11 protein-coding genes are annotated in these 13,282 nt (G+C 68.4%); 6 read left to right on the top strand and 5 right to left on the bottom strand.

The features are described from left to right. Positions 1 to 61 precede the first annotated feature (61 nt). From VL15_RS23915 to VL15_RS23900, 4 genes are all read right to left on the bottom strand, one after another. Positions 62 to 553, bottom strand: coding sequence for an Lrp/AsnC family transcriptional regulator (locus tag VL15_RS23915; RefSeq protein WP_048248968.1), 492 nt, complete (start codon positions 551 to 553; stop codon positions 62 to 64). Between the two features lie 86 nt (positions 554 to 639). Then, a complete protein-coding gene (locus VL15_RS23910) occupies positions 640 to 2,040 on the bottom strand; it encodes an aspartate aminotransferase family protein (RefSeq protein ID WP_048248967.1) in 1,401 nt (466 codons plus the stop codon). Between the two features lie 161 nt (positions 2,041 to 2,201). After that, the gene (locus VL15_RS23905; protein ID WP_048249069.1) at positions 2,202 to 3,128 is read right to left on the bottom strand and encodes a 2-hydroxyacid dehydrogenase; all 927 of its coding nucleotides are present in this window, start codon (positions 3,126 to 3,128) and stop codon (positions 2,202 to 2,204) included. A 12-nt stretch (positions 3,129 to 3,140) separates the two neighbouring features. Continuing rightward, positions 3,141 to 4,001, bottom strand: coding sequence for a GNAT family N-acetyltransferase (locus tag VL15_RS23900; RefSeq protein WP_048248966.1), 861 nt, complete (start codon positions 3,999 to 4,001; stop codon positions 3,141 to 3,143). Between the two features lie 410 nt (positions 4,002 to 4,411). Here VL15_RS23900 and VL15_RS23895 point away from each other — a divergent pair, with 410 nt between their 5' ends. Beyond that, positions 4,412 to 5,080 (top strand): haloacid dehalogenase type II, encoded by a 669-nt coding sequence (locus VL15_RS23895; RefSeq protein ID WP_048248965.1) that lies wholly within the window; start codon positions 4,412 to 4,414, stop codon positions 5,078 to 5,080. A 157-nt stretch (positions 5,081 to 5,237) separates the two neighbouring features. After that, positions 5,238 to 6,776 (top strand): methyl-accepting chemotaxis protein, encoded by a 1,539-nt coding sequence (locus VL15_RS23890; RefSeq protein ID WP_048248964.1) that lies wholly within the window; start codon positions 5,238 to 5,240, stop codon positions 6,774 to 6,776. 177 nt (positions 6,777 to 6,953) lie between these two features. Here VL15_RS23890 and VL15_RS23885 read toward each other — a convergent pair whose 3' ends face one another. Further along, positions 6,954 to 7,298 carry a cupin domain-containing protein gene (locus VL15_RS23885; RefSeq protein ID WP_048248963.1) on the bottom strand — a complete coding sequence of 115 codons (345 nt, stop codon included), beginning with the start codon at positions 7,296 to 7,298 and terminating at the stop codon, positions 6,954 to 6,956. Positions 7,299 to 7,781: 483 nt separating this feature from the next. On the opposite strand from VL15_RS23885, the gene VL15_RS23880 reads away from it, so the two are divergent. The 4 genes from VL15_RS23880 to VL15_RS23865 all read left to right on the top strand — a co-directional run bounded on the left by VL15_RS23880 (position 7,782) and on the right by VL15_RS23865 (position 13,262). After that, positions 7,782 to 9,368, top strand: a complete 1,587-nt coding sequence (locus tag VL15_RS23880; protein WP_048248962.1) for an ABC transporter substrate-binding protein — start codon at positions 7,782 to 7,784, stop codon at positions 9,366 to 9,368. A gap of 79 nt (positions 9,369 to 9,447) precedes the next feature. Next, positions 9,448 to 10,401 (top strand): ABC transporter permease, encoded by a 954-nt coding sequence (locus tag VL15_RS23875; RefSeq protein WP_048248961.1) that lies wholly within the window; start codon positions 9,448 to 9,450, stop codon positions 10,399 to 10,401. A 30-nt stretch (positions 10,402 to 10,431) separates the two neighbouring features. Beyond that, on the top strand, positions 10,432 to 11,388 hold the full coding sequence (locus tag VL15_RS23870; protein WP_048248960.1) for an ABC transporter permease: 957 nt from the start codon (positions 10,432 to 10,434) through the stop codon (positions 11,386 to 11,388). After that, positions 11,388 to 13,262 (top strand): ABC transporter ATP-binding protein, encoded by a 1,875-nt coding sequence (locus VL15_RS23865; RefSeq protein WP_048248959.1) that lies wholly within the window; start codon positions 11,388 to 11,390, stop codon positions 13,260 to 13,262. Before VL15_RS23870 ends, VL15_RS23865 begins: the two co-directional genes overlap by 1 nt. Positions 13,263 to 13,282: the final 20 nt, after the last annotated feature.

Genomic DNA, 13,282 nt, shown 5'->3' with positions numbered 1-13,282 from the left:
TTGGATGAAGGCGGCTCGAAGTCGGCGTGCGGCTGCGCCCGGGGCGGCCGCACGCTGCTCGTCAGTGTCGTTCGCCGAACAGCGACTCGAGCGGATAGTGCCGCTTGACGAACGGCGACTTGATGATCACGTAGCTGAAATACTTCTCGATGCCGATGTTCTGCTCGAGCAGCCCTTCGACGATCGTCTGGTAGTGGCTCACGCTGCGCGTGACGAACTTGAGCAGATAGTCGTAGCCGCCGCTCGCGAGATGGCATTCGACGATCTCGTCGACATTGCGGATCGCCGCGACGAACCGGTCGAAGTCCTCGCGCCGGTGGTCGGCCAGCGTGACCTCGGTAAACACCACCTGCACGTCGCCGAGCTTCTCGATCTGGATATGCGCGCCGTACCCGGCGATGTAGCCGGCTTTCTCGAGCCGCTTGACGCGGATCAGGCACGGGCTCGGCGACAGTCCGACTGCATCGGCCAGTTCGACGTTGGTCATGCGCCCGCGCTTCTGCAGCTGGGAAAGAATGCGCAGGTCGATCCGGTCTAGCTTGCTGTCCGTCATGTTCGCGTGAGAAGGCAGAAATGGAATGTCCAGTTACTTTAGAGTCGAACGGTAGCCGCCACAAGCCCGTCTTTCCCTCGCCCGATTCAGGCGGGCTGCGCGTGGGCGGCGTCGAGCGCGTGCCGCACGCCCGGGTCGGCCAGCACGTCGTCGAGCGTCTGGCGGACGCGCTCGAACATCAGGTCGAACTCGCCGGCGGTAAAGCTCAGCGCCGGCGCGAAACCGAGTACGCCGTCGCCGAACGCGCGGAACACGATGCCGTTCGCGTAGGCGGCCGCCGTGATCCGGTCGGGCACGTTCAGCGCCGGGTCGAAGCGCGTCTTGCGCGCCTTGTCGGCCACCAGTTCGAGCGCGCCGAGCAGGCCCGCCGAACGCGCATCGCCAACCAGCGGGTGGTCGCGCAGCGCGGCAAGGCCGGCCGCGAAACGCGGCGCCATCGCCTGGCCGTTCGCGAGCAGCCCGCCGTCGTGGTAGAGCTTCAGCACCTCGAGACCGATCGCGGCGCTGACCGGATGCGCGGAATACGTCTGACCGTGCCCGACCACCGCGGAATCGGCGCGACTGCCGGCGATCCCTTCGTAGATTTCGTCGGACATCAGCACCGCGCCCATCGGCGCATAACCGGCCGTCAGCCCCTTGGCGACGGTCATCAGGTCCGGCTCGACACCTTCGGTCTCGCACGCGAACAGCGGGCCCGTGCGGCCGAAGCCGGTGATCACCTCGTCGGCCACGAACAGGATGCCGAGACGCCGGCACGCGTCGCGCATCGCCTTCAGCCAGCCCGCGGGCGGCACGATCACGCCGCCCGAGCCTTGCACCGGTTCGCAGAAGAACGCGGCGACGTTGTCCGCGCCGAGTGCCGCGACCTTCGCTTCGAGGGCGGCGACGGACGCGGCGATCAGCGCCTGCGGATCGTCGCCGAGCGGGTGCCGGTAAGGGTACGGCGACGGCAGGTGGTGCTGGTCGGCGCGCGGCAGGTCGAAATGGCGATGGAACGCGGGCAACGCGGTGAGCCCGGCGCCGATCGACGACGAGCCGTGATAGCCGCGCTCGAGCGCGATCATGTGTTTCTTCGTCGGGCGGCCGGTCGCGTTGAAATAGTGCGTGATGAAGCGCACCGCGGAATCGATCGCGTCCGAGCCGCCGAGCGTGAAGTACACGCGGTTGAGCGACGCGGGCGCGAGCGCCGCGAGCCGTTCGGCGAGCTCGATCGCGGGCTGCGACCCGAAGTGGAAATAGCCGGTCGCGTAGGGCAGCTTCGCCATCTGGTCGGCTGCCGCCTTGACGATGCTGTCGCGGCCGTAGCCCACGTTCACGCACCACAGGCCGGAGAACGCATCGAGCAGCGTATGGCCGTTCGCATCGCGCAGGAAGACGCCGTCGGCGGAGTCGAGCACGGTGACGCCGCGCGCCTCGTGCTCGCGGTAATTGACGACCGGATGGATCAGGTGTTGACGATCGGCTTCGATCAGCGCGGAGTAGGTCATGGCAGGGCGGGTCTCTCGTCGGGTGTCAGCGATGGAGTCATGCTACCGAGCGAGCAATGCGCGCGTGCCGTCAATTTGCCGCGTGAAACGTACGGGTGCGGCGTTTGCACGGCGCGCTTCGGCATTTTCTGCTGCGCCCGCGCGCCGGCACGCGCGAACGGTCAGTAGCCGCGCGTGCGATCGACGACGCCGATCATCGGCTGCCCCGCGCGATGCCGCGCGAGGTTCGCGAGCACGGCGTCGACCGCGGTGTCGGGCCGCGTCGCGCTCGCGATGTGCGGCGTGATCCGCACGCGCGGATGCGTCCAGAACGGATGACCGGCCGGCAACGGTTCGGGGTCCGTGACGTCGAGGATCGCACTGTCGAGCCGGCCGCTGTCGAGCGCCGCAAGCAGCGCGGCCGCGTCGAGCTGCGGGCCGCGACCGACCTGCACGAGCGACGCGCCGGCCGGCAGCGCGTCGAACACGCGCGCGCCGAGCAGCCCGCGCGTGCCGTCCGTCAGCGGCAGCAGGCAGATCAGGATGTCGGTGCGGGCGAGAAACGCGTCCAGCGCCGCATCGCCCGCATGGCACTCGACGCCGTCGAGCGTGCGCGGCGTGCGGCTCCAGCCGGCGCACGGGAAGCCGAAGCGCCGCAGCATGTCGAGCACGGCCTGCCCCAGCGTGCCGAGCCCGAGCACGCCGATACGCCGCGATGCGGCCGCGCGCACCGGCCGCTCGCGCCACACCCCGGCACGTTGCTGCGCCGCATAGTCGAACAGGTCGCGGTGGATCGTCAGGACGGCCTGCGTCACATACTCGACCATGCCGTCGACGATGCCGGGTTCGATCATCCGCACGACCGGGATGTGCGCCGGCACGCGCGACAGGTCGAACTGGTCGATGCCGGCGCCGACGGAGAACACGATCTCGAGATTCGGCAGCAGCGCGACCGGATCGTCGGGCGGTTGCCACGCGGCGAGGTAGCGGACCGCGTCCGGATCGCCGATGTCGGGCCATATCCGGAATGCGAGATCGGGGGCCAGCTCGGCGAAACGGCGTGCCCATTGCGCGCCGCGCACCGGATCGGCCTTGTAGACGAAGCTCATCGAATGCGTCACTCAGCCGAGCGCCTGGTTGACGATCGCGAACGCGCGCAGCGCCGGATCGCGCGCGGGCGCAGCACCGCGCACCATCGCGACGACCGTGTCGACCCGCGGCAACCCGAGCCCCTGCAACCAGTCGGACAGGCCGCTGTCGCCCGGCACGTCGAGCCGCACGAACATGCCCTCGTGCAGCGCGAGCCAGTGGCTGATGAGCGCCTGCGCGCGAAGCGTGTCCGGCGCGATGACCGGTCCGATCGCGTGGCCGCGGCCGAACCGGCGGAACAGTGCGAAGCCGAGCAACTCGCCGTCGCGATCGATCGCGATGCCGTTGGCGATGCCGAGCAGTGCGTCGATCACGCCGTCTCGCGGATAACCGGCCGCCCGCGACGCGAGCGCGGCGAGTCGCGGGCCGTCGTTCGCGCCGATCGGCCGCAGTCGTTCGCCGGGCGGCAGCGAGATCAGCGGCGGCTGGAACGCGGCGCCCTGGTGCTGATCGATCGTGTCGATCACGTCGAAGCCGAATTTCACATACAACGGTTCGCCCGCCGGCGTCGCATGCAGGAAGACGGCCCGCGTGCCGAAGCTGTCGACGATCCGCGCGAGGAGTTCGCGGCCGATGCCGCGGCCCTGGTGTTCGGGCGACACGATGACCATGCCGAGCGACGCGTGCGATTCGCCGAAGCGCCAGCCGAGCGCGGTGCCGACGACGCCTGTCTCGTCTTCGGCGACGAAGCCGCCGCCGAGTTGCAGCACGAAACGCCAGTCGTCGACCCGATGCGGCCAGTTGAATGCTTCCGACAGCCGATGCGCGGCGGGAAGGTCGCTTTCGGCGAACGGACGATAGGTAAGCGGGCGGGAAAGGTTGAGGTCGGCCACGCCGGACTCCGGATCGGTAGGAATGACGCATCCACTCTGCCAGCGGCGCCACGGTGCGGATAGGACGATTCGCCTGTTTTTCGGCGATCGCGGCCGGTCGCGCGAAATCGACGCAAACCGGTTCGAACGGCGCGACGCAACGCGTGCTCCGTGCCGGCGCGGGCGGTCATTCCGGCAGCTTCTGCTGCGCGATCGCCAGTACGATTCAAGCAGGCAGCGCAGCACGTTTGGCACCCGCCGCCCGCCGGGAACGCGCCGCAGATCGTGCCGTGCAGGCCCGGCAAGACGCGGCGATCGTGCGTTTCGCGCGGCGCCGAACGATGCCCGAAGGATTTATTGCCCTGATTCAATTGCATTCAACCCAGCCCGTCCCCGGCCCTGCCGGGGCTTCACACCGACAGGACGTCACCATGATCCAATTTGAACCGAAATTCATCACGTTCGACTGCTATGGCACGCTGACCCGCTTCCGGATGGGCGACATGGCGCGCGAGATTTACGCCGACCGCCTGTCGCCGGCCGCGCTCGAGGAGTTCGTGCGCGTGTTCGCCGGCTATCGCCTCGACGAGGTGCTCGGCGCGTGGAAGCCGTACCGCGACGTCGTCGTCAATGCGATCCGGCGTACCTGCAGCAAGCTCGACGTGAAGTTCGACGAAGCCGAAGCCGAACGCTTCTATCTCGCGGTCCCGACCTGGGGCCCGCATCCGGATGTGCCGGCCGGCCTGTCGCGGCTCGCGAAGAAGTACAAGCTGGTGATCCTGTCGAACGCGTCGGACGACCAGATCATGAGCAACGTCGACAAGCTCGGCGCGCCGTTCCACGCGGTGTTCACCGCGCAGCAGGCGCAGTCGTACAAGCCGCGCATGCAGGGGTTCGAGTACATGTTCGGCAAGCTCGGCTGCGAACCGCAGGACGTGCTGCACGTGTCGTCGAGCCTGCGCTACGACCTGATGACGGCCGAGGATCTCGGGATCAAGCACAAGGCGTTCGTCAATCGCGGCCACGAGCCGGGCACGCCGTTCTACAACTACACGGAAGTGTCCGACATCGGCGATCTCGCGACGCAACTCGGCCTGTAAGCAGCGCGCCGGCTGCGCGCGCACCTGTCGTGCGGCGCGCCGCCGCGCGCGTGCGATCAGCGCACGGATCGAGGGTAATTACCGATGCGGTGCCGTTCAAGCTGGCGCCGCCAGCGCCGATATATGTACCGAATGGTTAATATATCGAGGCTCCCGCATGAAGTTGTCCACGAAACTGCTGATGCTCGTCGCCGCCGCGCTGCTCGGTGTCGCATTGCTTGCCGCCATGTCGCTGCACACGCTGCGTGGCGCGCTGATCGACAGCCGCCGCGAAGAGATCGTCATTCTGTTGACGAAGGCCGAACACCTGGTCAATTCGTACCGTGCGTTGCAGGCGAACGGCACGCTCACGGCGGATCAGGCGCAGCAGCAGGCAAAGGCCGCGCTGTCGGCGCTCAACGCGGATACGAAGAGCTACTACTGGGTCACGACGGCCGACGGCGTCAACCTGGTTCATCCGAACGCGAAGTTCATCGGCACCCGGGCCAAGGGCAACCGCACGACCGGTGGCCTGACCGATAGCGAGGCTTACCGCGCCGGCATGGCGCAGGCGCATTTCGCGCTCGTCGACGTGCTGGTCAAGCGCAGCCCCGACGCGGAGCCGGAGCCGAAACTCCAGGGCGTGGTCGCCATTCCGGACTGGGACTGGTGGATCGGCACGGGATTCTTTTACGACGATATCAACGCGGCGTTCACCCGGCTCGCGATGGTGCTGGGCGCGATCGCGCTCGTGATCGCCGCGACGCTGGCGGCCATCGCATGGGGCGTGCTGCGCAGCGTCAGGCGCACGCTGGGCGGCGAGCCGGCGCACGCGGCGCACATCGCGGCGCGCATCGCCGCCGGCGAACTGGACGTCGAGTTCGATGCGGCAAAGGCCGCGCCGGGCAGCCTGCTTGCAGCGCTCGGCGAAATGAAGGCGCGGCTGACCGAGACGATCGCCGAAATCCAGACCACGACCCACTCGATCGCCGTCGGCACCGGCGAGATCGCGCAAGGCAATCTGGACCTGTCGCAGCGCACGGAGCAACAGGCCGCGTCGCTGCAGGAAACCGCCGCGAGCATGGAACAGATCACGTCGACGGTCAGACAGAACGCCGAGCATGCGCGTCAGGCCAATGTGCTCGTCACCACGGCCAAGGAGGCGACCCAACTCGGCGGTGCCGCCGTGCAGGAAGTCGTCGAAACGATGCGGCAGATTTCGGACGAGTCGGTGCGGATCGCCGACATTACCGCCGTGATCGAAAGCATCGCGTTCCAGACCAACATTCTTGCGCTCAACGCAGCCGTCGAAGCGGCGCGCGCCGGCGAGGAAGGGCGCGGGTTCGCCGTCGTGGCCGCGGAGGTCCGCTCGCTGGCCCAGCGCAGCGCCGCGGCGGCGAAGGACATCAAGGGGCTGATCGAGGTGTCGGCCGAGAAGGTCGGCAGCGGCAGCCGGCTCGTCGAGGCGGCGGGCGCGCGCATGACGGAAATCGTCCGGTCGATCGACCGCGTCGCCGACATCATGGGCGAGATATCCACGGCCTCCGCCGAGCAAAGTACCGGCATCGAACAGGTCGGCAAGGCGGTGACGCAAATGGATGAGGTCACGCAGCAGAACGCCGCGCTCGTGGAGCAGGCTGCCGCTGCCGCTTCGTCGCTGGATGAACAGGCGGCACGCTTGAGGTCCGCGGTCGCGGTGTTCCGGCTGGCCGGTTGAGCGGCCGGCCCGGGCGGGAAACCGGGTTCGGCGCGCATGGGCGATGAACCCGGCAGGTTCACGCGGTACGCCATGCGTTGAGCGCCGTCTTCGATAAAAATCGTGCCGCGATCACGCGGCGCCCGGTGCCGAACCAACCGATTTCGCCGAGGCGTCGCGTGCGCGGCCGCGCACGCGTCAGAAAATCACATACACCTTGCGCATCGTTTCGCGCACGTCCCACAGCCCTTCGGTGTTCGCGGCAAAGAACAGCGTGTCGCCCGCGCCGAACTCAATCGCTTCCTCGCCGTCCGGCGCGAACGTGCCGGCGCCTGCGAGGAAATGCATCACCTCCGCTTCCTTCACGCCGCGCCGATAAGTGCCCGGCGTGCATTCGAACACGCCCGTGTCGAACGCCTCGCTACCCGGAATGACCACCTGACGGCCCGACACGCGGGCGGGCTCGGTGCCGGGCAATCCGGCCGTGCCCCAGTCTTCGGGCAAGTCGGTGTCGACGGAACGGGCAATCTTCTGAACTTTCATGCGTGGGTGTCCTCGCGGGTGGGGGAATCGCCCCCGCGCAGCGGCTGCGAGGGCGGCTCACTGTCGCATGCGCGCGGGGCCGGCGACTAGGACGTTTCGCTCGTTTCGGCCCGCGTGCGCCATCGACGCACAACATGCGGTTTGAGGCCGCCGAACGCGTTTCGGATGCCGAACGGGCAATTTTGTCGGTGCAATCTGCGGCGGCCGCCGCTTTACGATTCCCTGTGTCACGCATGTGTCGCGAGTCGATCGGGAAGCGGCGGCAGCCCACGCGAACGCGCAGCGGATCATGCTGCGCGGACGGCCCAAAACGGTCGAATCGTGTCGTGCAGGCGCCCCGAATCGCGACAACCCGCATTTTGGCGGTGCTTAAATGAATTCAATGCGTACGACGTCGTGCTCGCCACCAGCAGGCGGGCGCGGCGGGAATTTCGAACCACGCTGGACCCCAGGACCCACTTTCCACAGTCAGGAGCAGTTCGGATGAGCGACGATATCGACAACGGCGGAGATCACCGCGGCTTCACGCGCCGCGACATGATGCGGATCATGGCGGCGGGCGGCATGATGGCCACCGGCGCCGGCGGACTGCTGATGGGCGCGCACCCGGCGTTCGCCGCGCCCGCGCCGAAGCGCGGCGGCAAGATCCGCGTGGCGAACGAATCCAGCTCGACGGCCGATACGCTCGACCCGGCCAAGGGCTCGACGGGCGCCGACTACATCCGCTTCTTCATGTTCTACAGCGGCCTCACGCAGCTGGATGCCAGCCTGACGCCGCAAATGAACCTGGCCGAGTCGCTGCGCACGTCCGACGCGAAGACCTGGGTCATCAAGCTGCGCAAGGGCGTCACGTTCCACGACGGCAAGACGGTCGGTCCGGCCGACGTCGTGTTCTCGCTGCTGCGCCACAAGAATGCGGCCACGGCGTCGAAGGTCAAGACGATCGCCGACCAGTTCACCGACGCGAAGGCGACCGGCCCCGACGAAGTCACGCTGACGCTCGCCAGCGCGAACGCGGACCTGCCGGTGATCCTCGCGACGCCGCAGCTCGTGATCGTCAAGGACGGCACGACCGACTTCACGACCGGCATCGGCTGCGGCCCGTACAAGCTGAAGACGTTCAAGCCGGGCGTGACGACGGTCGGCGTGCGCAACGACAGCTATTTCAAGCCGGGGATGCCGTATCTCGACGAGATCGAGCTGATCGGCATCAGCGACAGCGCCGCGCGCCTGAACGCGCTGCTGTCGGGCGACGTGCATCTCGTGAATGCGGTCGACCCGCGCTCGACGCAGCGTGTCGCGTCGACGCCCGGTTATGCGCTCAAGGAAACCAAGTCGGGCCTGTATACCGACCTCATCATGCGCAGCGAAAGCCCGCTGACCGCCAACCCGGATTTCGTCGAAGGCATCAAGTACCTGTTCGACCGCGAGCAGATCCGCTCGGCGGTGTTCCGTGGTTACGCGGTGATCGGCAACGACCAGCCGATTCCGCCGGGCCATCGTTACTTCAACGCGTCGCTGCCGCAACGACCGCACGATCCGGACAAGGCGAAATTCCTGTTGCAGAAGGCCGGTGCGCTGGGCGCCGCGCTGCCGCCGATCTACGCGACGTCAGACGCGAACGGCTCGATCGAGATGGCCGTGCTGCTGCAGCAGGCCGGTCAGAAGATCGGACTGAACCTCCAGGTGAACCGCGTGTCGGCCGACGGCTACTGGTCGAACCACTGGATGAAGCATCCGCTCGGCTTCGGCAACATCAATCCGCGCTCGAGCGCCGACGTGCTGTTCACGCAATTCTTCAAGTCGGATGCGCCGTGGAACGAGTCGGGCTGGAAGAACGCGAAGTTCGATCAGTTGCTGCTCGCCGCGCGTTCCGAGACCGACGATGCGAAGCGCAAGCAGATGTATGGCGAGATGCAGGTGATCGTCGCGCAGCAGGGCAGGATCGGCATTCCGGCCTTCATCAGTTTTCTCGACGGCTACGACAAGCGGCTCGGCGGCCTCGGCTCGATCCCGACCGGCGGGATGATGGGCTTCATGTTCGCCGAGCACGTGTGGTGGAACGCTTGACGCCGCTGCCCGCCACGGTCGCGTTGCCGGTGCGGATGCCCGCGCCGGCAACGGCCACACTTTCCCGGAGTGCCGTGCAATGAACCGCATTCTGCTCGGATTGATCGGCCGCCGCATCGCGGTCACCGCGCTGACGCTGCTGCTCGTGTCCGTGATCATTTTCGCGATCACGAACCTGCTGCCGGGCGATGCCGCACAGGCCGCGCTCGGCCAGTCCGCGACGCCGGAAACGGTGGCCGCGCTGCGCCAGCAGTTCGGCCTCGACATGCCGGCCCACGTGCGCTACGCGCACTGGCTCGCGGGCCTGCTGCACGGCGATTTCGGCCGTTCCCTGTCGAGCGACATGCCGGTGTCCGACATGATCGGCGGGCGCTTGCCGAAGTCGCTCACGCTCGCGGCGATCACGACCTGCGTATCGGTGCCGATCGCGCTGGTGCTCGGCATTCTCGCGGCGGTCAAGCGCGAGTCGGCGATCGACCGCGTGATCAGCCTCGGCACGCTGTCGCTCGTCGCGACGCCGGAGTTCCTGATCGCGACGGTCGCCGTGCTCGTGCTGGCGGTGAAGCTGCACTGGCTTTCCGCGCTGTCGTACAGCGGCCCGATCGAAAGTGTCCACGATTTCCTACGCGCGTATGCGATGCCGGTGCTGACGCTGTGCGCGGTCGTGATCGCGCAGATGGCACGGATGACGCGCGCCGCGGTCATCGAGCAACTGAGCGCATCGTATGTCGAGATGGCCGTGCTCAAGGGCGCGAGCCCCGCGCGCGTCGTGCTGCGCCATGCGCTGCCGAACGCGATCGGGCCGATCGCCAATGCGATCGCACTGAGCCTGTCGTATCTGCTCGGCGGCGTGATCGTCGTCGAGACGATCTTCAACTATCCGGGCCTCGCCAGCCTGATGGTCGATGCGGTCGGCAACCGCGATTTTCCGCTCGTGCAGGCGTGCACGCTGATCTTCTGCGTGGCCTATCTGACGCTCGTGCTGTTCGCCGACCTGTGCTCGATCGTGTCGAACCCGAGACTGCGGACCTGACCGTCCCGTCCTTCTCCCGAGATACCGAACATGCACCCGACCGAACCCGTACAACGCAGCAGCGCGCTGCCACCGCCCGGCGATCCGCGCCCGTCGTGGGGCGACACGCCGCCTGCCGCGCCTTCTCCCGAGCAACCGCGCAAGCGCCGCGCGATGCGCCCCGCATTGACGACCGGCGGCTGGATCGGCCTGTCGATGGCGAGCCTGATGCTGTTCATCGCGGTGTTCGCGCCGCTGCTCGCGCCGCACGACGTCGGCACGATCGTGACGCCCGACGTGTTCGCGCCGTTCAGCGCGAAGCTGCCGTTCGGCTCGGACTTCCTCGGCCGCGACATGCTGAGCCGGATCCTGTACGGCACGCGGCTGACCGTGCTGCTCGCGCTTGCGGCGGTGCTGCTCGCCGCGCTGACCGGCACGACGCTCGGGCTGCTCGCGACGGTGTCGGGCCGCGTGGTCGACGAGACGATGAGCCGCGTGCTCGATGCGCTCACGTCGATCCCGTCGAAGATGTTCGCGCTGATGATCGTCGCCGCGTTCGGCTCGTCGCTGCCGCTGCTGATCCTGACGGCCGCGATCAGCTACATGCCGGGCTCGTACCGGATCGCGCGCGCGCTGGCGGTCAACATCAGCACGCTCGAATTCGTGCAGGTCGCACGGGCGCGCGGCGAGAGCGCGCTGTACATCGCGTGCGTCGAGATGCTGCCGAACATGATTCACCCGATGCTCGCCGACACGGGCTTGCGCTTCACGTTCGTGGTGCTGCTGCTGAGCGGCCTGAGCTTCCTCGGGCTCGGCGTGCAGCCGCCGTACGCGGATCTCGGCTCGCTCGTGCGCGAGAACATCGCCAGCCTCGGCGACGGCTCGGCCGTCGCGATCATGCCCGCGGTCGCGATCGCGATCCTGACGGTGGGCGTCAACCTGTTGATCGACGGCTTGCCGCATCGCGGCCGCCGCAAGGGTGCGGCCGCCGCCGCGGGAGCACACTGATGCGACACGAATCGAACCCGCTCGTCGAGGTGCGCGGGCTGCGCGTGGTCGGCGGCCGGCCGGGCGGCACGGAAACGACGATCGTCGACGGCGTCGACTTCGACGTCCGGCGCGGCGAGGTGCTCGCGCTGATCGGCGAATCCGGCTCGGGCAAGACGACGATCGCACTGTCGCTGATGGGCCATGCGCGCGCCGGCTGCCGGATCGCCGGCGGCTCGGTCAAGCTCGACGGTGCGGACGTCTGCACGCTGTCCGCGCAGGCGCTGACCGCGCTGCGCGGCCGCCGGGTCGCATACATCGCGCAGAGCGCGGCCGCCGCGTTCAACCCGTCGCGCACGATTCTCGACCAGGTGATCGAGAGCGCGCTGATCCACCGGACGCTGTCGAAGCGCGACGCGCAGGCGAAGGCGGTCGAGCTGTTCCGCGCGCTCGCGCTGCCGGAGCCGGAGACGATCGGCAAGCGTTATCCGCACCAGGTGTCGGGCGGCCAGTTGCAGCGCCTGATGGCGGCGATGGCGCTGATCACCGATCCGGAGCTGGTGATCCTCGACGAGCCGACGACGGCGCTCGACGTGACCACGCAGATCGACGTGCTGCTGGCGTTCAAGAGCGTGATCCGGCGCTACGGGATGAGTGCGGTGTACGTGTCGCACGACCTGGCCGTCGTCGCGCAGATGGCCGACCGGATCATCGTGCTGAGTGACGGCGTGATCCGCGAGTCGGGTGCGACCGAGCAGATCCTGCATGCGCCCGTGCATCCGTACACGCAGAGCCTTATCGCGGCGGTCGCGCCGGGCGATGCCGAACGGGCGGCGAACCTCGCCCCCACCGCGCCTGCGCCGCTGCTCGACGTGCGCGGCGCGATCGCCGGCTACGGCGGCCGCACCGCGAAAGGCTGGCCGGCCAAGGTGATCCTGCACGAAGTGGACCTGCGCATCGGGCGCGGGCAGACCGTCGGCGTGATCGGCGAATCGGGCTCCGGCAAGACCACGCTCGCGAAGGTGATCGCGGGCCTGGTGCCGGCCACCGGCGGGCAGATCCTGCTCGACGGCGAGCCGCTCGCGCTCGACATCGGCAAACGCACGAAGGAGCAGCACCGGCGCGTGCAGATCGTCTTCCAGAACGCGGATACCGCGCTCAACCCGGTGCATACCGTCGAGCGTACGCTCGCGCGACCGCTCGCGTTCTATCACGGGATCAAGGGCGCGCGCGCACGGCGGCGCGTCGCGGAACTGCTCGAGCTCGTGCGGCTGCCGCAGGCCGTCGCCGGGCGCCGCACCGGCGAGCTGTCCGGCGGGCAGAAGCAGCGCGTGAACCTCGCGCGCGCCCTCGCGGCGGAGCCCGACCTGATCCTGTGCGACGAGGTGACGTCGGCGCTCGATACCGTGGTCGGCGCCGCGATCATGGACTTGCTGCGCGAACTGCAGGCGAAGCTCGGCGTGTCGTACGTGTTCATCACGCACGACATCGCCAAGGTGCGCGCGATCAGCGACGACATTGTCGTGCTGTACGCGGGCCGCCGGGTCGAGACGGGCAGCCGCGACGCGCTGTGCGCGCCGCCGTATCACCCGTACTCGCACCTGCTCGTGTCGTCGGCGCCGGAACTGCGCGCGGGCTGGCTCGACGACGCGGCCGAGCGTTGCCACCGGCCGCTGGTGCCGATCGGCGCGAGCGCGGACGACGCCGGGCTGTGCCCGTTCCTGTCGCGCTGCGCGATGCGGGTGGACGGCGTATGCAATCGGACGGCGCCCGTGCTGCGCACCCTCGACAACGGCGCGCAGGTGCTGTGCCATCGCAGCGAGGACGACCTCACGCGCTTCCAGGCGGAGCCGCCGGTTGCGGCCGCCGTGCCGTCGCAACCGGTGCGCCTGTAGCCCATGCCACGCCATTCACT

It is taken from the genome of Burkholderia cepacia, assembly GCF_001039005.1.
Lineage (GTDB): Bacteria > Pseudomonadota > Gammaproteobacteria > Burkholderiales > Burkholderiaceae > Burkholderia > Burkholderia theae.
This window is presented reverse-complemented; position numbering and strand designations above follow the sequence as displayed.

What these genes read in the sequence shown, in the direction of transcription:
- VL15_RS23870 (WP_048248960.1), top strand. Translation starts at nt 10,432, where the DNA reads ATGCACCCGACCGAACCCGTACAACGCAGCAGCGCGCTGCCACCGCCC.
- VL15_RS23865 (WP_048248959.1), top strand. Translation starts at nt 11,388, where the DNA reads ATGCGACACGAATCGAACCCGCTCGTCGAGGTGCGCGGGCTGCGCGTG.
- VL15_RS23905 (WP_048249069.1), bottom strand. Translation starts at nt 3,128, where the DNA reads ATGAGCTTCGTCTACAAGGCCGATCCGGTGCGCGGCGCGCAATGGGCA.
- VL15_RS23875 (WP_048248961.1), top strand. Translation starts at nt 9,448, where the DNA reads ATGAACCGCATTCTGCTCGGATTGATCGGCCGCCGCATCGCGGTCACC.
- VL15_RS23895 (WP_048248965.1), top strand. Translation starts at nt 4,412, where the DNA reads ATGATCCAATTTGAACCGAAATTCATCACGTTCGACTGCTATGGCACG.
- VL15_RS23915 (WP_048248968.1), bottom strand. Translation starts at nt 553, where the DNA reads ATGACGGACAGCAAGCTAGACCGGATCGACCTGCGCATTCTTTCCCAG.
- VL15_RS23910 (WP_048248967.1), bottom strand. Translation starts at nt 2,040, where the DNA reads ATGACCTACTCCGCGCTGATCGAAGCCGATCGTCAACACCTGATCCAT.
- VL15_RS23880 (WP_048248962.1), top strand. Translation starts at nt 7,782, where the DNA reads ATGAGCGACGATATCGACAACGGCGGAGATCACCGCGGCTTCACGCGC.
- VL15_RS23885 (WP_048248963.1), bottom strand. Translation starts at nt 7,298, where the DNA reads ATGAAAGTTCAGAAGATTGCCCGTTCCGTCGACACCGACTTGCCCGAA.
- VL15_RS23890 (WP_048248964.1), top strand. Translation starts at nt 5,238, where the DNA reads ATGAAGTTGTCCACGAAACTGCTGATGCTCGTCGCCGCCGCGCTGCTC.